Source organism: Pseudomonas sp. 2(2015) (assembly GCF_000955865.1).
Taxonomy (GTDB): Bacteria; Pseudomonadota; Gammaproteobacteria; order Pseudomonadales; family Pseudomonadaceae; genus Aquipseudomonas.
In genome coordinates, this window is sequence record NZ_JYOF01000007.1 from 311,380 (window position 1) to 336,133 (window position 24,754).

A 24,754-nucleotide genomic window follows, 5' to 3' on the forward strand; every position below is an offset into this window, starting at 1 on the left:
TACTGCTAACCACGCTCGTTGTGACGGGAGCCGTATGTCAATACCACGCTTGAAAACCTACCTATCGATGGTCGCCGCCGTGTTCATGCTCGGTCAGGTGCTCACCGCCCAGGCCGAAGCCCTGCCGGACTTCACCACCCTGGTCGAGCAGGCCTCGCCTGCGGTGGTGAACATCAGTACCAAGCAGAAACTGCCGGACCGCAAGTACGCCGCCGGGCAGATGCCTGATCTTGAAGGCCTGCCGCCGATGTTCCGCGAATTCTTCGAGCGCAACATGCCGCAGACGCCGCGTTCGCCGCGCGGTGACCGCCAGCGTGAAGCGCAATCGCTGGGTTCGGGCTTCATCATCTCCAGCGACGGTTACGTGCTGACCAACAACCATGTGGTCGCCGACGCCGATGAGATCATCGTCCGCCTGTCGGACCGCAGCGAGCTGCAGGCCAAGCTGGTCGGCACCGACCCGCGCACCGACGTGGCCCTGCTCAAGGTCGAAGGCAAGGACCTGCCGACCGTCAAGCTGGGTGACTCCGAGAAGCTCAAGGTCGGTGAGTGGGTGCTGGCCATCGGTTCGCCGTTCGGCTTCGACCATTCGGTGACCAAAGGTATCGTCAGTGCCAAGGGCCGCACCCTGCCCAACGACACCTACGTGCCATTCATCCAGACCGACGTGGCGATCAACCCGGGTAACTCCGGTGGCCCGCTGTTCAACATGAACGGCGAAGTGGTGGGTATCAACTCGCAGATCTTCACCCGTTCCGGTGGCTTCATGGGCCTGTCGTTCGCCATCCCGATCGATGTCGCGCTGGATGTTTCCAATCAGCTGAAGAAAGACGGCAAGGTCAGCCGCGGCTGGCTGGGCGTGGTGATTCAGGAGGTCAACAAGGACCTGGCTGAGTCCTTCGGTCTCGACAAGCCGGCCGGTGCCCTGGTCGCCCAGGTGCTGGAAGATGGCCCGGCCGCCAAGGGTGGCCTGCAGGTCGGTGACGTGATCCTGAGCATGAACGGTCAGCCGATCGTCATGTCTGCCGACCTGCCGCACCTGGTCGGTGGCCTCAAGGATGGCGCCAAGGCCAAGCTCGACATCATCCGCAATGGCAAACGCCAGTCGCTGGACATCACCATCGGCGCACTGCCGGATGAAGATGCCGACATCACCACCAACGCCAATGGCGGCGTCGAGCGCAGCAGCAACCGCCTGGGTGTGTCGGTGGCCGACCTGACCGCCGAGCAGAAGAAGTCCCTCGAGCTCAAGGGCGGCGTGGTCATCAAGGAAGTCCAGGACGGTCCGGCAGCGCTGATCGGCCTGCGTCCGGGCGACGTCATCAGTCATCTGAACAACCAGGCGATCCTTTCGGCCAAGCAGTTCACCGAAATCGCCAAAGAGCTGCCGAAGAACCGTTCGGTGTCGATGCGCGTCCTGCGTCAGGGCCGCGCCAGCTTCATCACCTTCAAACTGGCTGAATAAGCCGGCTTGAGCAGAAAAGGGCAGCCTCGGCTGCCCTTTTTTCTGGGCGCCGCGCAGGTTTCCCGGGGCATGCACCGATTTCCCACAATCGCGGTACCCACAGTTCACGTGACGCCAACGTCAAGCTTCAGGTACAATTCCCGGCTATTTTTCGGTGGGCGTCCGGCCCGCAGCCTTTTTGAGTGTTGACCCGTGAGTGATTTGAGTCATATCCGCAATTTCTCCATCATCGCCCACATTGACCATGGCAAGTCGACCCTGGCCGACCGCTTCATTCAGATGTGCGGTGGCCTGACTGCGCGTGAAATGGAGGCCCAGGTACTCGATTCCATGGACCTGGAGCGTGAACGCGGTATCACCATCAAAGCCCACAGCGTCACCCTGCACTACAAGGCGCAAGACGGCAAAACCTATCAGCTGAACTTCATCGACACCCCCGGCCACGTTGACTTCACCTACGAAGTCAGCCGCTCGCTGGCGGCCTGTGAAGGTGCCTTGCTGGTGGTCGACGCCGGCCAGGGTGTAGAAGCCCAGTCGGTCGCCAACTGCTACACCGCCATCGAGCAGGGCCTTGAGGTCATGCCGGTACTGAACAAGATGGACCTGCCCCAGGCCGACCCGGACAAGGTCAAGGACGAGATCGAGAAGATCATCGGTATCGACGCCACCGACGCCGTGGCCTGCAGTGCCAAGAGCGGCATGGGCGTCGACGAGGTGCTCGAGCGCCTGGTGCACACCATCCCGGCGCCTACCGGTGACATCGAGGCGCCGCTGCAGGCGCTGATCATCGACTCCTGGTTCGACAACTACCTGGGCGTTGTCTCCCTGGTGCGTGTCCGTCACGGCCGGGTGAAGAAGGGCGACAAGATCCTGGTCAAGTCCACCGGCAAGGTCCACCTGGTCGACAGCGTCGGTGTGTTCACCCCCAAGCACACCCAGACCGCTGATCTCAAGGCCGGCGAAGTAGGCTTCATCATCGCCAGCATCAAGGACATTCACGGCGCGCCGGTGGGTGACACCCTGACCCTGAGCACGACCCCCGAGGTCGAGGTGCTGCCAGGCTTCAAACGTATTCAACCGCAGGTGTATGCCGGTCTGTTCCCGGTCAGTTCCGATGATTTCGAAGATTTTCGTGATGCATTGCAGAAACTGACCCTGAACGACTCGTCGCTGCAGTACCTGCCGGAAAGCTCCGACGCCCTGGGCTTCGGCTTCCGTTGCGGCTTCCTCGGCATGCTGCACATGGAGATCATCCAGGAGCGCCTGGAGCGCGAGTACGACCTGGACCTGATCACCACCGCGCCGAGCGTAATCTTCGAGGTCAAGCTCAAGACCGGCGAAACCATCTACGTCGACAACCCGTCGAAGCTGCCGGACGTGTCCTCGGTCGAAGACTTCCGTGAGCCGATCGTATCGGCCACCATCCTGGTGCCGCAGGAGCACCTGGGCAACGTCATTACCCTGTGCATCGAGAAGCGTGGCGTACAGCGCGACATGCAGTTCCTCGGCTCGCAGGTGCAAGTACGCTACGACCTGCCGATGAACGAAGTGGTACTGGACTTCTTCGACCGCCTGAAGTCCACCAGCCGCGGCTACGCCTCGCTGGACTATCATTTCGACCGCTACCAGTCGGCTAACCTGGTCAAGCTCGATGTACTGATCAACGGTGACAAGGTCGACGCCCTGGCGCTGATCGTGCACCGCGACAATGCGCACTACAAGGGCCGCGCATTGACCGAGAAGATGAAGGAACTGATTCCTCGGCAGATGTTCGATGTGGCAATCCAGGCCGCCATTGGCGGGCAGATTGTTGCGCGTACGACTGTCAAGGCGCTCAGAAAGAACGTACTGGCCAAATGCTACGGTGGTGACGTTAGCCGTAAGCGCAAGCTGTTGGAGAAGCAGAAGGCCGGTAAGAAACGCATGAAACAGGTCGGTAACGTGGAAATCCCACAAGAAGCCTTCCTCGCCGTGCTCAGGTTGGATAGTTAGGTCCTATGTCGCTAAATTTCCCGCTGTTGCTTGTCATCGCCGTCGCCGTCTGCGGTCTGTTGGCCCTGGTCGACCTGCTGTTCCTGGCCCCGCGCCGGCGTTCGGCGATCGCCAACTATCAGGGCAGCGTCAGCCAGCCAGAAATGGCAGTGGTCGAGCGCCTGAACAAGGAACCGTTGCTGGTCGAGTACGGTAAATCGTTCTTCCCGGTGCTGTTCATCGTCCTGGTGCTGCGCTCGTTCCTGATCGAGCCGTTCCAGATCCCTTCGGGGTCGATGAAGCCGACCCTGGAAGTGGGCGACTTCATCCTGGTGAACAAGTTCTCTTACGGGATCCGCCTGCCGGTGATCGACAAGAAGGTCATCGAGGTGGGTGATCCGCAGCGTGGCGATGTCATGGTGTTCCGCTACCCGAGCGACCCGAACGTCAACTACATCAAGCGTGTGGTTGGCCTGCCGGGCGATCAGATTCGCTACACCAGCGACAAGAAGCTGTTCGTCAACGGTCAGGCGATCGCCGAGCAGTTGGTCGGCACCGAGCCGGGTACCCTGGGCAGCGCCGAGCTGTACAAGGAAAAGCTCGGTGAAGCCGAGCACCTGATCCGCAAGGAAATGAGCCGCTACCGCATGCCGCCTGACCAGCAATGGACAGTCCCGGCCGGCCATTACTTCATGATGGGCGACAACCGCGACAACTCCAACGACAGCCGTTACTGGGATGATCCCAACATTCCCAAGGAACTGCACGGCATGGTCCCGGACCAGAACATCGTCGGCAAGGCCTTTGCGGTCTGGATGAGCTGGCCAGAGCCTAAACTGAGCCACTTCCCGAACCTGTCGCGGGTCGGCCTGATCAAGTAACACTACAACGGCGCTGTCCTGGGACAGCGCCGAATGCGTTTCTGGCATAGGCTGTGTTCAGGGAAGCCTGGATGCAACCGATCACCCCGGCCAGCGAGCATGAGCCAAACAGTCTTTCAGGATGTTGATTTGAACAATGCGTTAAATCCGACGGTAGCCCCGATGGCGGCGTACCGAGTTGCAAAGTGTGAGCCCCGCGCCCAGGCGTGCGGGCTGAATTTCGGCCACGAACTGCGCGTGGGTACACTGTGAGCGTTTCCTTGAGCCGCCTCGAGCGCCAGCTCGGCTACACCTTCAAGAACCAGGAGCTGATGCTGCTGGCCCTGACGCACCGCAGTTTTGCCGGGCGCAACAACGAACGCCTCGAGTTCCTCGGCGATGCGATCCTCAACTTCGTCGCCGGTGAAGCGCTGTTCGAGCGCTTCCCCCAGGCCCGCGAAGGCCAGCTGTCGCGCCTGCGTGCGCGGCTGGTCAAGGGCGAGACCCTGGCGGTACTGGCCCGGGGCTTTGACCTGGGCGAATACCTGCGCCTGGGTTCGGGCGAGCTGAAAAGCGGCGGTTTTCGCCGCGAGTCGATCCTGGCCGATGCCCTGGAGGCGCTGATTGGCGCCATCTACCTGGATTCGGACATGCAGACCGCTCGCGAGCGGGTACTGGCATGGCTGGCGGGTGAATTCGAAAGCCTGACCCTGGTCGATACCAACAAGGACCCGAAAACCCGTCTGCAGGAATTCCTGCAGTCGCGGGCCTGCGAACTGCCGCGCTACGAAGTGGTGGATATTCAAGGTGAACCCCATTGCCGGACGTTTTTCGTCGAATGCGAAGTGACCCTTTTGACTGAAAAAAGCCGAGGGCAAGGCGTCAGCCGGCGTATCGCCGAGCAAGTCGCGGCCGCCGCAGCACTGATCGCCCTGGGCGTGGAGAATGGCAATGACTGATACCAACACTACCCGCTGCGGCTATGTCGCCATTGTCGGCCGCCCGAACGTCGGCAAGTCGACCCTGCTCAACCACATCCTCGGGCAAAAGCTCGCAATCACCTCGCGCAAGCCGCAGACCACCCGCCACAACATGCTCGGGATCAAGACCGAAGGTGATGTGCAGGCGATCTACGTCGATACCCCGGGCATGCACAAGAGCAACGAAAAGGCGCTCAACCGTTACATGAACAAGACCGCTTCGGCCGCCCTCAAGGACGTCGACGTGGTGATCTTCGTGGTTGACCGCACCAAGTGGACCGACGAAGACCAATTGGTGCTCGAGCGCGTGCAGTACGTGCAGGGCCCGGTGATCCTGGCGATCAACAAGACCGACCGGATCGAAGAGAAAGCCGACCTGATCCCGCACCTGCAATGGCTGCAGGAGCAACTGCCGAACGCCGAAATCGTGCCGATCTCGGCCCAGCAGGGGCACAACCTCGAAGCACTGGAAGGGCTGATCGCCAAACACCTGCCGGAAAACGAGCACTTCTTCCCGGAAGACCAGATCACCGACCGCAGCAGCCGCTTCCTGGCCGCGGAACTGGTGCGCGAGAAGATCATGCGCCAACTCGGCGCCGAGCTGCCGTACCAGATCACCGTCGAGATCGAAGAGTTCAAGCAGCAGGGCAAGATCCTGCACATCCATGCGCTGATCCTGGTCGAGCGTGACGGCCAGAAGAAGATCATCATTGGCGACAAGGGCGAGCGGATCAAACGCATCGGCTCCGAGGCGCGCAAGGACATGGAAGTGCTGTTCGACGCCAAGGTCATGCTCAACCTCTGGGTCAAGGTCAAGGGTGGCTGGTCCGACGACGAGCGTGCCCTGCGCTCGCTGGGCTACGGCGACCTCTGATCGCTCCAGGCCCGGTAGCGTCCGCCGCCGGGTCGAACCTTTTCTGAAGCGCCGCTCATGGAACTGCCAGTTGGCCAACCGGCCTACGTGCTGCACAGCCGGGCCTACCGTGAAACCAGCGCGCTGGTGGATTTCCTCACCCCGCAAGGACGCCTGCGCGCGGTCATGCGCCGTGCCCGTGGCAAAGGCGGCAGCCAGGTGCGGCCGTTCGTCCCGCTTGAAGTCGAGTTTCGCGGCCGCGGCGAGCTGAAGAACGTCGGGCGTCTGGATAGCGTCGGTGTCGCTGCCTGGCTGCACGGCGATGCGCTGTTCAGCGGGCTGTACCTCAACGAGCTGCTGATTCGCCTGCTGCCGGCTGAAGACCCGCATCCGGTGGTATTCGAGCACTATGCGGCGACCTTGCAGGCGCTGGCCGCCGGTCGCCCGCTGGAGCCGCTGCTGAGGGCGTTCGAGTGGCGCCTGCTGGACGAACTGGGTTATGCCTTCGCTCTCGATCACGACGTCAACGGCGATCCCCTTGCGGTCGATGGCCTGTACCGCTTGCAGGTCGATGCCGGGCTCGAGCGCGTCTACCTGTTGCAGCCGGGGCTGTTCAACGGTGCCGAGCTATTGGCCATGGCTGAAGCCGCCTGGGAAATCCCCGGTGCTCTGGGCGCCGCCAAGCGCCTGATGCGCCAGGCCCTGGCCGTACACCTGGGCGGTCGGCCGCTGGTCAGTCGCGAACTGTTTCGCAAGCGCTGAACAACGTCGTATGCTGTGGGGCTCAATCTTCAGGAGAGCCTCTTCGTGACTCAAAGCAACCGCATGCTGCTCGGCGTGAACATCGACCACGTGGCGACCCTGCGCCAGGCGCGTGGTACCCGCTACCCGGACCCGGTCAAAGCCGCGCTGGACGCCGAAGAAGCCGGTGCCGATGGCATTACCGTGCACTTGCGCGAAGACCGCCGGCACATCCAGGAGCGTGACGTGCTGCTGCTCAAGGATGTGTTGCAGACGCGCATGAACTTCGAAATGGGCGTCACCGAAGAAATGATGGTGTTTGCCGAGCGCATTCGCCCGGCGCACATCTGCCTGGTTCCGGAAACCCGTCAGGAGCTGACCACCGAAGGCGGCCTGGACGTCGCCGGCCAGGAAGCACGGATCAAGGCTGCGGTTGAGCGCCTGTCGCGTCTGGGCGCGGAAGTGTCCTTGTTCATCGATGCTGACGAGCGCCAGATCGAAGCCTCGCGCCGTGTCGGTGCGCCGGCCATCGAGCTGCACACCGGCCGTTATGCCGATGCGCAAACCCCGAGCGAAGTGGCTGAAGAGCTCAAGCGCGTGGCCGACGGCGTAGCCTTTGGGCTCGGCCAGGGCCTGATCGTCAATGCCGGTCACGGCCTGCATTACCACAACGTTGAAGCGGTGGCGGCGATCAAGGGCATCAACGAACTGAACATCGGCCATGCGCTGGTGGCCCATGCGCTGTTCGTTGGCTTCAAGTCGGCGGTAGCGGAGATGAAGGCGCTGATTCTGGCGGCCAGCCGGCACTGAGATTGTCCGGGGCTGCTTTGCAGCCCATCGCCGGCAAGGCCAGCTCCCACAAAGTAAGCAACCCTGTGGGAGCCGGCCCGATCAGCCAACCTGATCGGCAAACACCAGGCTAAACCGCGTCACCCCCTGCAGCTCGCTCTGCACCTCAACCCGCCCGCCATGCACCTGCATGATCGAGCGCACGATTGCCAGCCCCAGCCCGGTACCGCCTTCCAGGCGCGAGCGCCCCGAGCCCACGCGGTAAAAGCGCTCGAACAGGTGCGGCAAATGCATCGCGGCAATACCGGGACCGCGATTTTCCACTGATACCCACACCGAGCCGTCGCGGCGTTCAATCGCGATGTTGATCGGCTGGCCCTCATCGCCATGGCGAATCGCATTGCTGAGCAGATTCGACAGCGCCCGCTGCACCATCAAGCGATCACCCAGCACCGTGCCCCAGCCCTGTACGCGCAGGGCAATACCTTTTTGCTCGGCGTTGCATTCGAACAGTTCGCAAACCCGCTGCACCTCGTCGGCCAGCACCACCGGCTTGAGCGGCACCTGCGCCTGCGGCTGGCTGACTTGGGCGAGGAACAGCATGTCGTTGATGATGCGATTCAACCGGGTCAGCTCTTCGATGCTGTTTTCCAGCGCTTCACGGTATTGCTCGTTGGAGCGCTCGCGGGTCAGGGTGACCTGGGCCTTGCCCATCAGGTTGCCGATGGGCGTGCGCAGTTCATGGGCAAGGTCGTCGGAAAACTGCGACAACCGCTGCACGCCGTCGTCCAGGCGGTCGAGCATGATGTTGATACCACCGGCCAGATCGCCCAGTTCTTGCGGCAGGCCGGTTTCCGGCAGGCGGTGGCTGAGGGTTTGCGCCGAGACCTGTTCGGCCACCCGGCGAAAACGGCGCAATGGCAGCAGCCCGCGCTGGACCAGCTTCCAGGCGCCCAGGCCGATCAGCACCAGCAGCAGCGGCAAGGCCCACAGAGTCGAGCCCAGGTAGGCCTGGAGCAGGGCATGGTCGTCGGCACGATTGACCGTCAGCAGCACCCGCACCAGGGTGCCGTCCTGCAGGCGCATAAGCCGCGAGGCGGTGAGCAGGTGTTCGCCGTCCTGGTCGCGCCAGGGGCTGAAAGCCAGGTGCGGGCCGCTTTCGATCTGCAGCAAGGCGTTGGCTTCCAGGGCCGGGCCCAGAGTGAGCAGGGCTGAGTGACGGCCGGTCAGGGCAATGACGCTCAGGCTCAGGTTGTCGTGGCCCATGACCACATCCAGCAACGGATGCACCGGCGTGCCCAGGTCGGCGGCCTTGAGGTCAATCGTCAGGCTGTGTTCGATCTGCGCCATCTTGTTGGCCAGGTGCTTGCGTGCACGGCTGTCCAGCTCATGGTCGAGGGCAAATACCGCAAGGCATGCGAGCAGCAGCACCAGCGCCGCGCCCATCAGGCTGACGCTCAGGCCCAGGCGCAGCGACAGGCGCGCAGGTTTCATTCGCGGGCCTCAAGTACGTAGCCGACGCCGCGCAGGGTGTGGATCAGCTTGTTGTCGAAAGGATCGTCGATTTTCGCCCGCAGGCGGCGGATCGACACTTCCACCACGTTGGTGTCGCAATCGAAATTCATGTCCCAGACCAGCGAAATGATCTGTGTGCGCGACAGTACCTCGCCGCTCTGGCGCATCAGCAGGTGCAGCAGGGCGAACTCCTTGGCGGTCAGGTCGATGCGCTGGCCGCTGCGGTAGGCGCGGTGGCGGCTGGGGTCCAGCTCCAGGTCGGCGACCTTGAGGGTATTCGGTTGCAGGGCCTGGTCGTTGCGCCGCAACAGGCTGCGGATGCGCGCCAGCAGTTCGGGGAACTCGAAGGGCTTGAGCAGGTAATCGTCGGCGCCCAGGTCCAGGCCCTTGACCCGATCGGCCAGGCGGCCGTGGGCGGTGAGCATCATGATCCGCGTGCTGGACTCGGCGCGCAGGCGCTGCAGCACGGTCCAGCCATCGAGCTCGGGCAGGTTGACGTCGAGAATCACCAGGTCATAGGCCTGCTGGCGCGCCAGGTGCAGGCCGTCGGCGCCAGTGTGGGCGCAATCGACGATGTAGCCGTTTTCGCGCAGGCCCTGTTGCAGGTATTCGGCGGTGCGCAGTTCGTCCTCGACAATCAGTAGACGCATGGGATGACTCGTTGGCAGTGAAAGGCGCTGATTCTCAACCCTGTAGTAACTGTAAGGTCAAGCGCTGGAGTGCATTGAGCGGCGGATACTAAGCCATCCGCGCCTGCGGTTTGCCTGGATTACAGATTTGTAATACTTGAGTCATCCTGGCGATAAACCCCGATTACTAGAGTGCGGGCTCCGATCACGGCGCAGGAGTCCGCCATGTTTTGCACCCTGGAGCGGCCAGGCACAGGCCCTGGCCGACTATTGCTGGCCCTGTTGTTGCTGGCCTTGCCGTCACTGGCCCTGGCGCAGGAGCCCGTATTAACGCTGGAATCGGCGCTGCAGACGGCCCGTGACAACAACCCCGAGCTGGCTGCGGCGCGTTGGGGCATCGACATTGCCGAAGGCGAGCGGCGCCAGGCCGGTGTACTGCCCAACCCGGAACTGAGCTGGGAAGTGGAAGACACCCGCAAAGGCTCGCAGACCACCACCGTTGGCGTCAGCCAGCTGTTCGAGCTGGGCGGCAAACGGGGGGCGCGCCTGAACGTTGCCGGCCGCGATGCCGAGCTGGCGGCGCTGGAACTGGAGCGCCAGCGCAACGTGCTGCGGGCCGAGGTTATTGCTGCCTTCCAGGCCGCTGCCCAAGCTCAGGAAGGCTTGCAACTGGCCGAGCAGTCGTTGCGCCTGAGCGAGCGTGCGCTGCAAGTGGTGCAAGGCCGGGTCAGGGCCGGCAGCGCCTCGCCGGTCGAGGCTACCCGCGCCCAGGTGCAACTGTCAGAAGTGCGCCTGGAGCAGGGCCGCGCCGAGCAGGCGCTGACCGTTGCCTACCAGCAACTGGCCGCCGTCACTGGCGCTGCCAGGGTGCAGTTCAGCCGCGTTGACGGCGGCCTGCAGGCGAACGACGACATCCCCAGCCGCACACTGCTGCTCGATCGCCTGGAGCAGACGGCCGACTTGCGCCTTGCCCGCCTGCAGATCGACCAGCGCGAAGCCGCCCTGGGCCTGGCCCGCAGCCAGCGTATTCCCGACCTGACGGTCAGTGTCGGCAGCCAGTACAGCGAAACCGACCGCGAGCGCATCAATGTGGTCGGGCTTTCGGTGCCGATTCCTTTGTTCGATCGCAATCAGGGCAATGTGCTGGCCGCTGCCCGGCGCGCCGACCAGGCCCGTGACCAGCGCAATGGCGCCGAACTGCGCCTGCGCAGCGAAGTGGTCCAGGCCCTGGCGCAGTGGAGCACGGCGGCCAGCGAGGTGCAGACCTTCGACCGCTCGATCCTGCCTTCGGCGCAGCAGGCGCTGGATGCCGCCACCCGCGGCTTTGAGCGCGGCAAGTTTGCCTTCCTTGATGTACTCGACGCCCAACGCACCCTGGTGGCTGCGCGCCTGCAATACCTGCAGGCCCAGGCCCAGAGCAGCGAGGCACGGGTGCGCCTGGAACGGATCTTTGGCGACCTGAGCCTCGCCAGTCGCTGATCGCGACCATCACCCGACACTTTGCTGAGGAACCTGCATGAACAACAAGTCCATCACGCTGCTGGTCGCGGCCCTGCTGCTCGGCCTGGGCCTGGGCGTGCTGCTGGCGCGCCAGGGCGGCCCGGTTGCCGCCGCCCCTGCCGCCGCCCACGCCCATGCCGAAGGCGATCATGAGGAAGAAGAACATGGCCAAGCGGAACAAGCCGAAGAAGGTCATGAAGAGGAGGGCGCGCTGACCCTAAGCCAGGAGCAGATAGATCTCGCCGGTATCGAGCTGGCCGCCGTTGCCCCGCGCCAACTGCAGCGCAGCCTGGCACTGCCCGGCGAGATCCGTTTCGACGAAGACCGCACCGCGCACCTGGTGCCGCGCGCAGCCGGGGTGGTCGAGTCGGTCGCCGTGGTGCTCGGCCAGCAGGTCAAGGCCGGCGATCTGTTGGCGGTGATCGCCAGCCCGCAGATCTCCGAGCAGCGCAGTGAACTGGCCGCCAGCCAGCGCCGCCTGGAACTGGCGCGCAGCAGCTACCAACGCGAGAAGGACCTGTGGCAAGAGGGCATTTCCGCCGAGCAGGATTACCAGCAGGCGCGCCAGGCCCTGCAAGAGGCAGAAATCGCCCAGGCCAATGCCCGGCAGAAGATCAGCGCCCTGAGCGGCAGTGTGGTGCTGGCCGGCGGCAACCGCTACGAGTTGCGCGCACCGTTTGCCGGGCAAATCGTCGAGAAGCACCTGGTGCCGGGCGAGGTGGTCAACGAAACCAGCGCCGCCTTCACCCTTTCGGACCTGTCGCGGGTCTGGGCGACTTTCGGCGTGGCGCCCCGTGACCTGCCCAAGGTGCGCGCCGGCATGCCGGTGACCATCGTTGCCAGCGAGCTGGGCCAGCAGGTGAGTGGCACGGTTACTCATGTCGGCAGCCTGCTCGGTGAACAGACCCGTACCGCTGCGGTGCGCGTCACCCTCGACAATCCGCAAGGGGCCTGGCGCCCAGGCCTGTTCGTTGCCGTGCAGGTGCCCACCGAGCAGTATGCCGCCGCCCTCAGCGTACCGGACCAAGCCCTGCAGACCCTGGAAGAAAAGCCCACGGTGTTCGTGCGCACTGCCGAAGGCTTTATCGCCCAGGCGGTTGAGCCGGGCGCCAGTGCCAACGGTTTCGTCGAGATTCGCAAGGGGCTGCAAGCCGGCCAGCAAGTAGCGGCGCAGGGCAGCTTCATCCTCAAGTCGGAGCTGGGCAAGGCCAGCGCCGAACACGCCCACTGACCGGGAAGCTCACATGTTCGAACGCCTCATACAATTTGCCATCGAACAGCGCCTGATGGTGCTGCTGGCGGTGCTGCTGATGGCTGGGCTTGGGGTTGCCAGCTACCAGAAGCTGCCGATCGACGCCGTGCCGGACATCACCAACGTCCAGGTGCAGATCAACACCCAGGCTGCGGGCTTTTCGCCGCTGGAAACCGAGCAACGCATTACCTTCGCCATCGAAACCGCCATGGCCGGCTTGCCGGGGCTGGAACAGACCCGTTCGCTGTCGCGCTCGGGCCTGTCGCAGGTGACGGTGATTTTCGAAGAAGGCACCGACCTGTTCTTTGCCCGGCAACTGGTCAACGAGCGCCTGCAGCAGGCACGTGAACAATTGCCCGAAGGCGTTGAAGCGGCCATGGGGCCGATCTCCACCGGCCTTGGCGAGATTTTCCTGTGGACCGTCGAAGCCGCTGACGATGCGCGCAAGGCCGATGGCAGCCCGTACACGCCGACCGACCTGCGCGAGATCCAGGACTGGATCATCAAGCCGCAACTGCGCAACGTGCGCGGGGTGGCGGAGATCAACACCATCGGCGGTTTCGCCAAGGAATACCAGATTGCCCCAGACCCAAAACGGCTGGCGTCCTACAAGCTGACCCTGGGCGACCTGCTCACCGCCCTTGAACGCAACAACGCCAACGTCGGCGCCGGCTATATCGAGCGCCGTGGCGAGCAGTTGCTGATCCGCGCGCCGGGGCAACTGGCCGGTCTCGATGACATTGCCAATATCGTCCTGGCCAACGTCGACGGCACGCCGATCCGCGTGCGCAACGTCGCCGAAGTCGGTATCGGCCGTGAGCTGCGCAGCGGCGCGGCGACCGAGAACGGCCGCGAAGTGGTGCTCGGCACGGTGTTCATGCTGATCGGCGAGAACAGCCGTACAGTGTCCCAGGCGGTGGCGCAAAAGCTGGTGGAGATCAACCGCTCGCTGCCGCAAGGGGTGAGTGCGGTCACCGTCTACGACCGCACCAACCTGGTCGACAAGGCCATCGCCACGGTGAAGAAGAACCTCATCGAAGGCGCGATCCTGGTCATCGTCATTCTATTCCTGTTCCTCGGTAACATCCGTGCGGCGCTGATCACCGCCATGGTCATCCCGTTGTCGATGCTGTTCACCTTCACCGGCATGTTCAGCAACAAGGTCAGTGCCAACCTGATGAGCCTGGGCGCGCTGGACTTCGGCATCATCGTCGATGGCGCCGTGGTGATCGTTGAAAACGCGATCAGGCGACTGGCCCATGCCCAGCAGCATCACGGCCGCCTGCTGACCCGTTCCGAACGCCTGCACGAAGTGTTCAATGCCGCCCGCGAAGCGCGCCGGCCGCTGATTTTCGGCCAACTGATCATCATGGTGGTGTACCTGCCGATCTTTGCCCTGAGCGGCGTCGAGGGCAAGATGTTCCACCCGATGGCCTTCACCGTGGTCATCGCCTTGCTCGGCGCCATGCTGCTGTCGGTGACCTTCGTGCCGGCGGCCATCGCCCTGTTCGTCACCGGCAAGGTCAAGGAAGACGAAAACCTGCTGATGCGCAGCGCCAAGCGTGGTTATGCGCCGTTGCTCAAATGGGTCATGGGCCATCGCCCGCTGGCGTTCTTCCTCGCGGCGATTACCGTGTTGCTTTCGGGCGTGCTGGCCAGTCGCATGGGCAGCGAGTTCGTGCCAAGCCTGAGCGAGGGCGACTTTGCCCTGCAGGCCCTGCGCGTGCCTGGCACCAGCCTGAGCCAGTCGGTGCAGTTGCAGCAGCGCCTGGAGCAAAGCGTGCTCAGCCAGGTGCCGGAAGTCGAGCGGGTGTTTGCCCGCACCGGTACCGCCGAAATCGCCTCGGACCCGATGCCGCCGAATATTTCCGACAGCTATGTGATGCTCAAGCCACAAGAGCAATGGCCCGATCCGGGCAAGAGCCGCGAGCAACTGATCGCCGATATCCAGCGTGCCAGTGCGCGGGTACCGGGTAGCAACTATGAACTGTCGCAGCCGATCCAGTTGCGCTTCAACGAGCTGATCTCCGGGGTGCGCAGTGATGTTGCGGTGAAGGTGTTTGGCGATGACATGGCGGTGCTCAACAGCACTGCGGCGAAGATCGCCAGTACCTTGCAGGCGGTGCCGGGCGCGTCGGAAGTGAAGGTCGAGCAGACCTCGGGGCTGCCGGTGCTGACCATCGACGTCGACCGCGACAAAGCCGCGCGCTATGGCCTCAACGTCGGCGATGTGCAGGACACCATCGCCGTGGCCGTCGGCGGTCGCCAGGCCGGGACCCTGTATGAAGGCGATCGGCGTTTCGACATGGTGGTGCGTTTGTCCGATACCCTGCGCACCGATATCGACGGCCTGTCGCAGTTGTTGATACCGGTGCCGGCCAGCAGCGGCAGTGGCGGCCAGATCGGCTTTATTACCCTTGGCGATGTCGCCAGCCTTGAGCTGGTGCAGGGCCCCAACCAGGTCAGCCGTGAAGATGGCAAGCGCCTGGTGGTGGTCAGCGCCAACGTGCGCGGTCGCGATATCGGCTCGTTCGTCGACGAGGCGGCGGCGCGCATCGACAGCCAGGTGAGCATTCCGGCCGGTTACTGGACCCGCTGGGGCGGTCAGTTCGAGCAGTTGCAGTCGGCGGCGCAGCGCCTGCAAGTGGTGGTGCCGGTGGCGTTGCTGCTGGTGTTCGGCCTGTTGTTCATGATGTTCAACAACCTCAAGGACGGGCTGCTGGTGTTCACCGGCATTCCTTTCGCCCTGACCGGCGGGGTGGTTGCCCTGTGGCTGCGGGATATCCCCCTGTCGATCTCGGCGGGCGTGGGCTTTATTGCGCTGTCCGGGGTCGCGGTGCTCAACGGCCTGGTGATGATTGCCTTTATCCGCGGCCTGCGCGAGCAAGGTCGTTCGCTGCACCAGGCGATCGACGAAGGCGCACTGACGCGTTTGCGCCCGGTGCTGATGACTGCCCTGGTGGCATCCCTGGGCTTTATCCCCATGGCCCTGGCCACCGGCACCGGTGCTGAAGTGCAGCGACCGCTGGCCACTGTGGTGATCGGCGGCATTCTCTCGTCGACGGCGCTGACCCTGCTGGTACTGCCGGCGTTGTATTACTGGGCGCACCGCAAGGATGAAGAGCAGGAGGTCGCATCCGAGGTGACGAAACTGTAATTCGCCGCTCATCTTCGGGTTATTCAGCCCTTGTCAGGATACCCAAGGCGCCCGCATTGCGGGCGCCTTGCGTATCTCTGCCAATAATCAGGAGTTGAAGATGGGGAACAAATCCACAGCCTGTTTTACCGGCGCCCTGGCCCTGGCCAGTTGTGCGACCGCCAATGCCGTCAGCCAGCCCGCAGGCGGAGGCTTTGTCGAAGACAGCAGCCTGACGGTGCTCAGCCGTAACTTCTATTTCAACCGCGACTACCGCAACGGTGAACAGTCGCCCACCGGCAAGGCCGGCTACGCCGAAGCCTGGGCCCAGGCCTTTATCGCCCGCTTCGAGTCGGGTTACACCGAGGGCACCGTGGGCTTTGGCCTGGATGCCCACGCCATGCTCGCCCTCAAGCTCGACAGCGGTGATGGCCGCAGCGGCGGGCGCAGTTCGTTCGACATGTTGCCGGTGGACCGCAATGGCGATGTCGCCAGCAACTTCAGCAAGCTCGGTGGCGCGATCAAGGCGCGCTTGTTCGATACCGAGCTCAAGTTCGGCGACGTGTTCCCGACCACCCCGGTGGTGCATTTCGGCGACTCGCGGCTGTTGCCGGAAAGCTTCACCGGCTGGACCCTGGAGAACACCAGCCTGGCTGGCCTGAAAGTGCAGGGCGGGCGCCTGCATGCCATGAGCCAGCCGCTGTCGAGCAACAACCGCGACGGTTTCGTGACTTTCTACGCCGGCCCCGTGGATTCGCCCTGGCTGGGCTATTTCGGCGGCGATTACCAGGCCACCGACAACCTCAGCCTGAGCCTCTACAGCAGCCGCCTGAAGGACGCCTGGGACCAGTACTACGCCGGAGTCAGCTACAAGTACCCGATCACCCGCGACCTCACCGGCTTTACCAGCTTCAACTACTACAAGGCCAAGGACGAGGGCCAGCAACTGCTCGGCACGTTCGACAACGACATCTGGAGCGCCCGCGTCGGCGTCAGCTACGGCGCCCACACCCTGGCCCTGTCGCACCAGCGCAACCAGGGTGACAACGATTTTGACTACCTGCGCCAGTCCGACTCGATCTACCTCGACAACTCGATCCAGTACAGCGACTTCAACTCGCCGAAAGAGCGCTCGTGGATGCTCCGTTACGACCTCGACATGGCCGCCTATGGCGTGCCGGGCCTGTCGTTCATGAGCCGCTACGGGCGTGGCAGTGGCGTTGATTACTCCGATGCCAACGGCGTGTACATGCGCCGCGATGCCGACGGCAACCCGCTGACCGGGCAGAAGCGCTGGGAGCGTGATATCGAGGCGAAGTACGTGGTGCAGTCCGGCAGCCTCAAGGATCTGTCGCTGCGCGTGCGCCAGGCCACGACCCGAGCCACGGCATTCGAATCGGATCTCGATGAGGTGCGCCTGATTGTCGAGTATCCGCTGACCGTGCTGTAGGGCGAATCTTGCAGCACTGTAATGTCCGCCTCACCTTGGCGTTAGCTTGCCCCCCGTAAGATTGAACTGTACTGAAATTCAATCACGAGGTGAGCAACATGAGCCTGAACAAGTATGTGCTGATGGCCGTATTGGCCCTGGGCAGTAGCGCGGCACTGGCCGAAGGCGGGGCGGAGCGTTCCAGGCAGTTCTGGGAAAACTTCCGCCTCAGCCAGGAGCAGATTCACGGCAAGAAGGACCAGGCCGTGGCCGAGTCCGAACGTGAGAGCAAACAGAAGCAGGTCGCCAAAGAGTAGCTCCGTTCACCTTGGAAGCTCCCCAGCTCCTTTGGAAAAGGTGAATCTTCGGCGCCCGTTACGGGCGCCTGTTTTATTTGCGCGCCACCAGTACGGCGCGGCGCGGCGCCGGCAGGCCTTCGATGGTGCGGCTGTGGTCGTCGGGGTCGAGGAAGTCGCTGAGCGACTGGTAGCGCATCCACTCGGTGCTGCGCTGTTCTTCGATGCTGGTGGTGCTGACATCGACGCAGCGCACATCGCTGAAACCGGCACGGCGCAACCAGCGCTCAAGGGCCGGCACCGACGGCAGGAACCAGACGTTGCGCATTTGCGCGTAGCGGTCTTCCGGCACCAGCACCTGGTTTTCGTCGCCTTCGATCACCAGGGTTTCCAGCACCAGTTCACCGCCCTTGACCAGGCAGTCCTTGAGCGCCAGCAGGTGCTCGATGGGCGAGCGGCGATGGTAGAACACGCCCATGGAGAATACTGTGTCGAAGCCTTCGAGGTTGGCCGGCAGGTCCTCCAGAGCGAACGGCAGGTGCCAGGCCGGCAATTGCGGCAGGTAGCGCTGCACCGCCTGGAACTGGCAGAAGAACAGCCAGTTGGGGTCGACGCCGATGACGCAGTCGGCCCCTGCGCCGAGCATGCGCCACTGGTAGTAACCATTACCGCAACCGACATCCAGCACCCGCTTGCCCTTGAGGTCCAGGTGCGGGGCGACGCGCGACCACTTCCAGTCCGAGCGCCATTCGGTGTCGACGTGCACGCCGAACAGGTCGAACGGCCCCTTGCGCCACGGCGACAGGCCCATCAGCGCCTGCTGCATACGCGCGCGGGTGTCGTCGTCGCAGTCGCAATCGAGGTTGAGGCCGTTCTGCAGATCGATGCGCGTGGGTTCCAGCACTGGCAAGGCATCCAGCGCCGCTTGCCAGCGTTCCAGGTCGCCATGACCTTTTGCCATCTTGGCGTCGAGTTGCGCTTGCAGGCCTTGCGCCCATTGCGCCAGGGGGGTGCCCGCCAAGCGGCGGACCAGGGGGGACAGATCAATCATGGCAGGGCAATCAACGAGGCAAAGTTAAGGCATTGGAACCAGGGCACAACCTTGGAGAAGCCAGCCGCCAGCAGGCGCTGGCGGTGTTCTTCGAGGCTGTCGGGCTTCATCACGTTCTCGATGGCGCTGCGCTTCTGGGCAATTTCCAGTTCGCTGTAGCCATTGGCGCGCTTGAAGGCCACGTGCAGGTCAGTGAGCAGCGCGTGTTCATCAGCGTCTTCGAAGCGCAGCTTCTCCGAAAGGATCAGCGCACCGCCCGGCAGCAGCGCCTGGCGAATACGTGTGAGCAGCTCCAGGCGTTGTTCGGGGGCGATGAACTGCAGGGTGAAGTTCATCGCCACCACCGAGGCCGGCTGGAACTCGAGGGCAAGGATGTCGCCTTCGATCACCTCGACCGGCAACAGCTCCTGGAACATCGAGTCCTGGGCATTGAGGTACTGCCGGCAGCGCTCGACCATGGCCGCCGAATTGTCGATGGCAATCACCCGGCAACCATCGCTGCGCACATGCCGGCGCAGCGCCTGGGTCACCGCGCCGAGCGAGCTGCCCAGGTCATACAGGGCCGTGCTGGGCTGGGCAAACTGGGCGGCGAGCACGCCGAGGTTCTCGACAATGGTCGGGTAACCGGGCACCGAACGCTTGATCATGTCCGGGAACACCCGCACCACGTCTTCGTTGAAGGCGAAGTCGGGCACCTGGCCAAGGGGCTGGGCGAAAAGGCGGTCGGGTTCTTTGCTCACGGGGGCAATCCAGGCGTTGGGCGGTAAAAGGCCGGCATTTTAGCCAAACTGGCGCCAGGATGCATGGCCTGCTGACCAGCGCGGCCTACTTGACCGTGATTGCGCAGTCGAAGGTCTGCACCGGGCGCACTTCCGGGGCCCAGGGTTGCTGGTAGACCAACAGTAGATGGCCTTCACCGGCGCCCTGGGCCTGGAAACGCCACACCGATTGCCCGGCGCTACCGACGATGCCGGCATCTTCCGGGTGGCTGTAGACCTCGGGGCCGAGGCTACGCAGGATGCCTGCGGCCGGGTTCTGCACCAGCCAGCGATAGCCGGTGCTGGGGTTGCTCGGTAGGGTCAGGGTGAGGTTCTGGCCGTTTTGCAGTTGCAGCGGGCAGTCGGCCTGGTTGTCCAGTTCGACGTTGTGCACAGGTTTTTGTGCGCAGGCAGCTAGCAGGGCAAGGCCCAGGGGAACGAGCAGGCGGGCGGCAGTCATGATGGCTCCGGATAGGCGACGATAGCGCAGCATAACCGAAGATGATCGCGGGGCAAGCCTACTCCACAGCAGGAGCGGGCCGGCCCCGCGAAGGGCTTAGAACAACACCTTCGCTACATCACTGAAGCGCTTGGCGAAGTGCACGCTCAAACCCTCCTTGAGGTAATCCGGCAATTCTTCGAAATCACCGCGGTTGGCTTCCGGCAGGATCAGCTCGAAGATTTTCTGCCGCCGCGCCGCAATCACCTTCTCGCGCACCCCGCCAATCGGCAGGACCTTGCCGGTCAGGGTCAGCTCGCCGGTCATGGCCACGCCTTTCTTCGGCGCCTGGTCGCGCGCCAGCGACAGCAGCGCACTGGCCATGGTCACCCCGGCGCTGGGGCCGTCCTTGGGCGTGGCGCCTTCGGGTACGTGCAGATGAATGAAGGCCTCGTTGAAGAAGCTCGGATCACCGCCATATTGCTTGAGGTTGGCGCTGACGTAGCTGTAGGCAATTTCAGCGGACTCTTTCATCACCTCACCCAACTGGCCGGTGAGCTTGAAACCACGATTGAGGGTGTGGATGCGCGTCGCCTCGATCGGCAGGGTGGCGCCGCCCATGCTGGTCCAGGCAAGGCCGGTGATCACGCCTTTGCCGGTCAGTACCTGTTCGCTGCGAAACACCGGCATGCCCAGTGACGTTTCGAGGTCCTTGGGGCCGATCTTGATCTTTTTCTCGGGATCTTCGAGCAGTTGCACCACGGCCTTGCGCACCAGCTTGCCCAGCTGTTTTTCCAGCTGGCGTACCCCGGCTTCGCGGGCATAACCCTCGATCACCGTGCGCAAGGCGCTGTCGCTGATGCTCAGGCTGGTCTTGGCCACCCCGGCCTTTTGCAACTGCTTGGGCCACAGGTGGCGCTTGGCGATGGCCAGTTTTTCTTCAGTGATATAGCCGGACAGGCGGATCACTTCCATGCGGTCGAGCAACGGCCCGGGGATCGAGTCGAGGGTGTTGGCGGTGCACACGAACAGCACCTTGGACAGGTCCAGGCGCAGGTCCAGGTAATGGTCGAGGAAGTCGACGTTCTGCTCCGGGTCGAGGGTTTCCAGCAGCGCCGAGGCCGGGTCGCCCTGGTAGCTCTGGCCCATCTTGTCGATCTCGTCGAGCATGATCACCGGGTTCATCACCTCGACGTCTTTCAGCGCCTGCACCAGTTTGCCCGGCTGGGCGCCGATGTAGGTGCGGCGATGGCCCTTGATCTCGGCCTCGTCGCGCATACCGCCGACGCTGAAACGGTAGAACGGTCGGCCCAGGGATTCGGCAATCGACTTGCCGATGCTGGTCTTGCCAACCCCCGGCGGGCCTACCAACAGCACGATGGAGCCGCTGATCTCGCCTTTGTAGGCACCCACGGCGAGGAACTCGAGGATGCGTTCCTTGATGTCATCGAGGCCGGCGTGATGCTGGTCGAGCACCTTGCGCGCGTGCTTGAGGTCGAGCTTGTCCTTGCCGTAGACACCCCAGGGCAGGGCGGTGGCCCAGTCCAGGTAGTTGCGGGTGACGGCGTACTCGGGCGAGCCGGTCTCGAGGATCGACAGCTTGCCCAGCTCTTCGTCGATGCGCTTTTGTGCGGCTGCGGGCAGGGTCTTGCCTTGCAGGCGCTGCTCGAATTGTTCGAGGTCGGCACTGCGGTCGTCTTTGGTCAGGCCCAGCTCCTGCTGAATGACCTTGAGCTGCTCCTTGAGGAAAAACTCGCGCTGGTGCTCGCCGATCTGCCGGTTGACCTCGGCGGAGATCTCGTTCTGCAGGTGCGCGACTTCGACCTCTTTACGCAGCATCGGCAGGACTTTTTCCATGCGCTTGAGCATCGGTACGCAGTCGAGCACTTCCTGCAGCTGATTGCCGGTGGCTGAGGTCAGCGCCGCGGCAAAGTCGGTCAGCGGCGACGGATCGTTGGGACTGAAGCGGTTGAGGTAGTTCTTCAGCTCTTCGCTGTAAAGCGGGTTGAGCGGCAGCAGCTCCTTGATCGCGTTGATCAGGGCCATGCCGTAGGCCTTGACCTCGTCGGTCGGCTCGCTGGGTTGATGCGGGTACTCGACCTCGACCAGGTAAGGCGGGCGATGGTGCTTGAGCCAGGTACGGATGCGCACCCGGGTCAGGCCCTGGGCGACGAACTGCAACTTGCCGTTCTCGCGGCTGGCGTGGTGAACCTTGACCAGGGTGCCGTACAGCGGCAGGGCCGAGGTGTCGAAATGACGGTGGTCTTCCGGCGGCGTGTCCATGAAGAACAGAGCCAGGGAGTGGTGCGGGGTCTTGGCGACCAGGTCCAGGGTTTCGGCCCAGGGTTCTTCATTGACGATTACCGGCAATACTTGCGCGGGGAAGAACGGGCGGTTGTGGATCGGGATGATATAGACCTTGTCCGGCAGCTGTTGGCCCGGCAAAGCAAGGTTATGGCCGCTGTTTTCGGCGGCTTCGAGATGCTCGACTTCGGCGTTTTCCTCGGGACGTTCCGGTAGATCCTGCTGATCGCTCATGGCGCACCTGCTCAATGACTATGGTGCTTAGATGGGGCGGGTGGAGCAAAGATTCAAGCTTCAAGCTACAAGCCGCACGTGAGGAGCGCGGTGCTTGCAGCTTGAAGCTTGTAGCTGGCAGCTAAGGCCTACTCAGCCAGTTTGTAAGCGATTACGTAATCGCCCATCTTGGTACCCAGCGAGCCGTGACCACCGGCGGTCACCAGCACGTACTGCTTGCCGTCCTTACCGGTGTAGGTCATCGGCGTGGCCTGGCCACCGGCCGGCAGGCGCGATTTCCACAGCTCCTTGCCGGTGTTGCTGTCATAGGCACGCAGGTACTGGTCCAGGGTGCCGCTGAGGAAGCCCAGGCCGCCGGCGGTGACGATCGAGCCGCCCATGCTTGGCACGCCAATCGGCAGGCCGATCGGGATCGGCGAGCTGTCGCGGCTGGTGCCGTTCTTATGCTTCCACACCACCTGGTTGGTGGTCAGGTCGATACCGGCCACGTAACCCCAGGCTGGCGCCTGGCACGGTACGCCCAGTGGCGACATGAACGGGTGCATGATCACCGCATAAGGTGCGCCGGTGTTCGGCTGCACACCGCTGGTTTCGCTCTCGCGCTTGCTGCCGGCGGCGACTTCGGCGCGCGGCACCATTTTCGAAACGAAGGCCATGTAGTTGGGGCTGGTGAACAGCAACTGGCGGACCGGGTCGACCGAGACGCTGCCCCAGTTGAACACGCCGACGTTACCCGGGTAGACCAGGCTGCCCTGCACCGACGGTGGGGTGTACTGGCCTTCGTAACGCAGTTCGCGGAACTGGATGCGGCAAAGCATCTGGTCGAACGGGCTGGCGCCCCACATGGCCTGTTCGGTCAGGTCCGGGCCGAGCAGGTTGAGGTCCGAGCGGGCCTGGGTCGGTGCGGTATGATCGCCTTCGACCGCACCTTGCGGTACCGGGATTTCGCGGATCGGCACGATCGGCGTACCGTCGCGACGGTCGAGCACGTACAGGCTGCCTTGCTTGGTCGGGGCGATCAGCGCAGGTTTGACGCCGTCTGCGGTCTTCAGGTCGAGCAGGGTTGGCTGGCTGCCGACGTCCATGTCCCACAGGTCGTGGTGGGTGAACTGGTAGTTCCAGCGGACTTTGCCGTTGGCAAGGTCCAGCGCAACGATACCGGCGCTGTACTTCTCGGCGCCCGGGGTGCGATCAGCGCCCCACTGGTCGGGGGTCTGGTTGCCCAGCGGGAGGAAGACCATGCCCAGTTTCTCGTCGACACTGGCCAGCGACCACATGTTCGCCGAGTTGCGGCTGTAGGTCTTGCCCGGCGCCAATGGTGCGGTGTCGTCCGGGTTGTTGCTGTCCCAGTTCCATACCAGGCGGCCATCGTGCACGTCGTAGGCGCGGATCACCCCGGACGGCTCGTTGGTCGACTCGTTGTCGGTGACATGGCCGCCGATGATCACCAGTTCGCGGGTGATCGCCGCAGGCGAGGTGGAGTAGTAACCGCCGGCGGTGAACGGGCCGATGCCGGTGGTCAGGTCGATCACGCCCTGGTTGCCGAAACCTTCACAGACCTTGCCGGTGTCGGCGTTGAGGGCGATCAGACGGGCGTCGGCAGTCGGCAGGTAGAGGCGACGCGGGCAGGCGACGGCAACGGCCTGGCCGGCATCGCTGATTTTCGGCGCCGGGCTGCCGTCAACGTTGACGTAGTTGTTTTCGTCGTAATACGACACACCACGGCAGGTCATGTGGGCGAAGCCCTTGAAGCCCACCGGGCTCTTGATCTGCGGGTCGAAACGCCAGATTTCGGCACCGGTGTCCGGGTCCAGGGCCAGCACCTTGCTGTGGGCGGTGCAGGCGTACAGCTTGCCGTTGACCTTCAGCGGGGTGTTCTGGTTGGTCAGCTCGACCGGGTCGTTGTCGGTCGGCAGGTCGCCAGTGCGGATGCGCCAGGCTTCCTGCAGCTTGTGCACGTTCTGCGGGGTGATCTGGCGCAGCGGCGAGTAGCGGTCGCCGAATTCGGTACGGCCGTAGGCCTGCCACTCGCCATCCGGCATCTGTGGCGCAGTGCTGCTCATCTCGGCGCTTTCACGGCCCAGCTCGCCCTTGATTTCACCCGGGTGGGTGAACTGGCTGGCCACTGCAGTAGCGCCCGACAGCACTACGGCCAGGCTCAGCAGGCCGCTGTTGACCTTGGACGGGTTGCCCAGCAGCGGGCGGCGTGCCCACGGCAGCAGCAACACCACACCCAGGGCGAACCACAGGGCCAGGCGCGGCACCAGCTGCCACCAGTCCAGGCCGACTTCCCACAAGGCCCACAGCGTGCTACCGAGCAGCACCAGGCCATACAGGCCCAGGGCGTTGCGGCGCAGGGCCAGCAAGAGGATGCCGGACAGGGCAAAGCCGATGCCGGCGATCAGGTAATACAGCGAACCGCCCAGCTGGCTCAGTTTGATACCGCCAGCCAGCAGGGCCAGGCCCATCAGCAACAACAGCACACCGATCAGTCGCGGCAGCCAGCGGGTTCTACTCAAGGCACCATCAGTGCTCATCGTGTGTTCTCCGTT

General features: G+C 63.7%; 19 protein-coding genes. 12 read left to right on the forward strand and 7 right to left on the reverse strand.

The annotated features are described in order from the left end of the window. Positions 1–67: 67 nt before the first annotated feature. The 7 genes from UB48_RS13105 to pdxJ all read left to right on the forward strand — a co-directional run bounded on the left by UB48_RS13105 (position 68) and on the right by pdxJ (position 7,680). On the forward strand, positions 68–1,465 hold the full coding sequence (locus UB48_RS13105) for a DegQ family serine endoprotease (protein ID WP_176794323.1): 1,398 nt from the start codon (positions 68–70) through the stop codon (positions 1,463–1,465). A gap of 192 nt (positions 1,466–1,657) precedes the next feature. Beyond that, positions 1,658–3,457 carry a translation elongation factor 4 gene (gene lepA / locus UB48_RS13110; RefSeq protein WP_045197631.1) on the forward strand — a complete coding sequence of 600 codons (1,800 nt, stop codon included), beginning with the start codon at positions 1,658–1,660 and terminating at the stop codon, positions 3,455–3,457. 5 nt (positions 3,458–3,462) lie between these two features. After that, on the forward strand, positions 3,463–4,317 hold the full coding sequence (gene lepB / locus UB48_RS13115; RefSeq protein WP_045197633.1) for a signal peptidase I: 855 nt from the start codon (positions 3,463–3,465) through the stop codon (positions 4,315–4,317). Positions 4,318–4,565: 248 nt separating this feature from the next. Next, positions 4,566–5,255 carry a ribonuclease III gene (gene rnc, locus UB48_RS13120; RefSeq protein WP_010220977.1) on the forward strand — a complete coding sequence of 230 codons (690 nt, stop codon included), beginning with the start codon at positions 4,566–4,568 and terminating at the stop codon, positions 5,253–5,255. Further along, on the forward strand, positions 5,248–6,150 hold the full coding sequence (gene era, locus UB48_RS13125) for a GTPase Era (RefSeq protein WP_045197636.1): 903 nt from the start codon (positions 5,248–5,250) through the stop codon (positions 6,148–6,150). Before rnc ends, era begins: the two co-directional genes overlap by 8 nt. A gap of 57 nt (positions 6,151–6,207) precedes the next feature. Then, complete coding sequence (gene recO, locus UB48_RS13130; RefSeq protein WP_045197638.1) at positions 6,208–6,891, forward strand: DNA repair protein RecO; 684 nt, start codon at positions 6,208–6,210, stop codon at positions 6,889–6,891. A 45-nt stretch (positions 6,892–6,936) separates the two neighbouring features. Then, the gene (gene pdxJ, locus UB48_RS13135) at positions 6,937–7,680 is read left to right on the forward strand and encodes a pyridoxine 5'-phosphate synthase (protein ID WP_045197640.1); all 744 of its coding nucleotides are present in this window, start codon (positions 6,937–6,939) and stop codon (positions 7,678–7,680) included. 81 nt (positions 7,681–7,761) lie between these two features. Here the strand turns inward: pdxJ and UB48_RS13140 are convergent, their stop codons facing one another. Next, on the reverse strand, positions 7,762–9,153 hold the full coding sequence (locus tag UB48_RS13140) for a heavy metal sensor histidine kinase (protein WP_045197643.1): 1,392 nt from the start codon (positions 9,151–9,153) through the stop codon (positions 7,762–7,764). Next, complete coding sequence (locus UB48_RS13145) at positions 9,150–9,824, reverse strand: heavy metal response regulator transcription factor (RefSeq protein ID WP_045197646.1); 675 nt, start codon at positions 9,822–9,824, stop codon at positions 9,150–9,152. The genes UB48_RS13140 and UB48_RS13145 overlap by 4 nt, the downstream gene beginning before the upstream one ends. Before the next feature lie 204 nt (positions 9,825–10,028). Here UB48_RS13145 and UB48_RS13150 point away from each other — a divergent pair, with 204 nt between their 5' ends. From UB48_RS13150 to UB48_RS13170, 5 genes are all read left to right on the forward strand, one after another. After that, positions 10,029–11,282, forward strand: coding sequence for a TolC family protein (locus tag UB48_RS13150; RefSeq protein ID WP_045197649.1), 1,254 nt, complete (start codon positions 10,029–10,031; stop codon positions 11,280–11,282). Positions 11,283–11,319: 37 nt separating this feature from the next. After that, entirely contained in the window at positions 11,320–12,534 is a 1,215-nt protein-coding gene (locus UB48_RS13155) for an efflux RND transporter periplasmic adaptor subunit (protein WP_045197651.1), read from the forward strand. Between the two features lie 13 nt (positions 12,535–12,547). Then, positions 12,548–15,712 (forward strand): CusA/CzcA family heavy metal efflux RND transporter, encoded by a 3,165-nt coding sequence (locus UB48_RS13160; protein ID WP_045197653.1) that lies wholly within the window; start codon positions 12,548–12,550, stop codon positions 15,710–15,712. Between the two features lie 100 nt (positions 15,713–15,812). Then, positions 15,813–17,141 carry an OprD family porin gene (locus tag UB48_RS13165; RefSeq protein ID WP_156160197.1) on the forward strand — a complete coding sequence of 443 codons (1,329 nt, stop codon included), beginning with the start codon at positions 15,813–15,815 and terminating at the stop codon, positions 17,139–17,141. Positions 17,142–17,239: 98 nt separating this feature from the next. Continuing rightward, positions 17,240–17,437 (forward strand): hypothetical protein, encoded by a 198-nt coding sequence (locus tag UB48_RS13170; RefSeq protein WP_045197655.1) that lies wholly within the window; start codon positions 17,240–17,242, stop codon positions 17,435–17,437. 73 nt (positions 17,438–17,510) lie between these two features. Here the strand turns inward: UB48_RS13170 and cmoB are convergent, their stop codons facing one another. The 5 genes from cmoB to UB48_RS13195 form a co-directional block, all read right to left on the reverse strand. Further along, entirely contained in the window at positions 17,511–18,467 is a 957-nt protein-coding gene (gene cmoB, locus UB48_RS13175; protein WP_045197657.1) for a tRNA 5-methoxyuridine(34)/uridine 5-oxyacetic acid(34) synthase CmoB, read from the reverse strand. After that, a complete protein-coding gene (gene cmoA, locus UB48_RS13180) occupies positions 18,464–19,207 on the reverse strand; it encodes a carboxy-S-adenosyl-L-methionine synthase CmoA (RefSeq protein WP_045197658.1) in 744 nt (247 codons plus the stop codon). The genes cmoB and cmoA overlap by 4 nt, the downstream gene beginning before the upstream one ends. Before the next feature lie 85 nt (positions 19,208–19,292). Beyond that, entirely contained in the window at positions 19,293–19,685 is a 393-nt protein-coding gene (locus UB48_RS13185) for a protease inhibitor I42 family protein (protein WP_045197660.1), read from the reverse strand. Between the two features lie 96 nt (positions 19,686–19,781). After that, a complete protein-coding gene (lon, locus tag UB48_RS13190; RefSeq protein ID WP_045197662.1) occupies positions 19,782–22,202 on the reverse strand; it encodes an endopeptidase La in 2,421 nt (806 codons plus the stop codon). 128 nt (positions 22,203–22,330) lie between these two features. Further along, entirely contained in the window at positions 22,331–24,739 is a 2,409-nt protein-coding gene (locus UB48_RS13195) for a glucose/quinate/shikimate family membrane-bound PQQ-dependent dehydrogenase (protein ID WP_045197663.1), read from the reverse strand. Between the last annotated feature and the right edge of the window lie 15 nt (positions 24,740–24,754).

What these genes read in the sequence shown, in the direction of transcription:
- UB48_RS13105 (WP_176794323.1), top strand. Translation starts at nt 68, where the DNA reads ATGGTCGCCGCCGTGTTCATGCTCGGTCAGGTGCTCACCGCCCAGGCC.
- lepB (WP_045197633.1), top strand. Translation starts at nt 3,463, where the DNA reads ATGTCGCTAAATTTCCCGCTGTTGCTTGTCATCGCCGTCGCCGTCTGC.
- era (WP_045197636.1), top strand. Translation starts at nt 5,248, where the DNA reads ATGACTGATACCAACACTACCCGCTGCGGCTATGTCGCCATTGTCGGC.
- recO (WP_045197638.1), top strand. Translation starts at nt 6,208, where the DNA reads ATGGAACTGCCAGTTGGCCAACCGGCCTACGTGCTGCACAGCCGGGCC.
- UB48_RS13140 (WP_045197643.1), bottom strand. Translation starts at nt 9,153, where the DNA reads ATGAAACCTGCGCGCCTGTCGCTGCGCCTGGGCCTGAGCGTCAGCCTG.
- UB48_RS13145 (WP_045197646.1), bottom strand. Translation starts at nt 9,824, where the DNA reads ATGCGTCTACTGATTGTCGAGGACGAACTGCGCACCGCCGAATACCTG.
- UB48_RS13150 (WP_045197649.1), top strand. Translation starts at nt 10,029, where the DNA reads ATGTTTTGCACCCTGGAGCGGCCAGGCACAGGCCCTGGCCGACTATTG.
- UB48_RS13155 (WP_045197651.1), top strand. Translation starts at nt 11,320, where the DNA reads ATGAACAACAAGTCCATCACGCTGCTGGTCGCGGCCCTGCTGCTCGGC.
- UB48_RS13160 (WP_045197653.1), top strand. Translation starts at nt 12,548, where the DNA reads ATGTTCGAACGCCTCATACAATTTGCCATCGAACAGCGCCTGATGGTG.
- UB48_RS13165 (WP_156160197.1), top strand. Translation starts at nt 15,813, where the DNA reads ATGGGGAACAAATCCACAGCCTGTTTTACCGGCGCCCTGGCCCTGGCC.
- UB48_RS13170 (WP_045197655.1), top strand. Translation starts at nt 17,240, where the DNA reads ATGAGCCTGAACAAGTATGTGCTGATGGCCGTATTGGCCCTGGGCAGT.
- cmoB (WP_045197657.1), bottom strand. Translation starts at nt 18,467, where the DNA reads ATGATTGATCTGTCCCCCCTGGTCCGCCGCTTGGCGGGCACCCCCCTG.
- UB48_RS13185 (WP_045197660.1), bottom strand. Translation starts at nt 19,685, where the DNA reads ATGACTGCCGCCCGCCTGCTCGTTCCCCTGGGCCTTGCCCTGCTAGCT.
- lon (WP_045197662.1), bottom strand. Translation starts at nt 22,202, where the DNA reads ATGAGCGATCAGCAGGATCTACCGGAACGTCCCGAGGAAAACGCCGAA.
- UB48_RS13195 (WP_045197663.1), bottom strand. Translation starts at nt 24,739, where the DNA reads ATGAGCACTGATGGTGCCTTGAGTAGAACCCGCTGGCTGCCGCGACTG.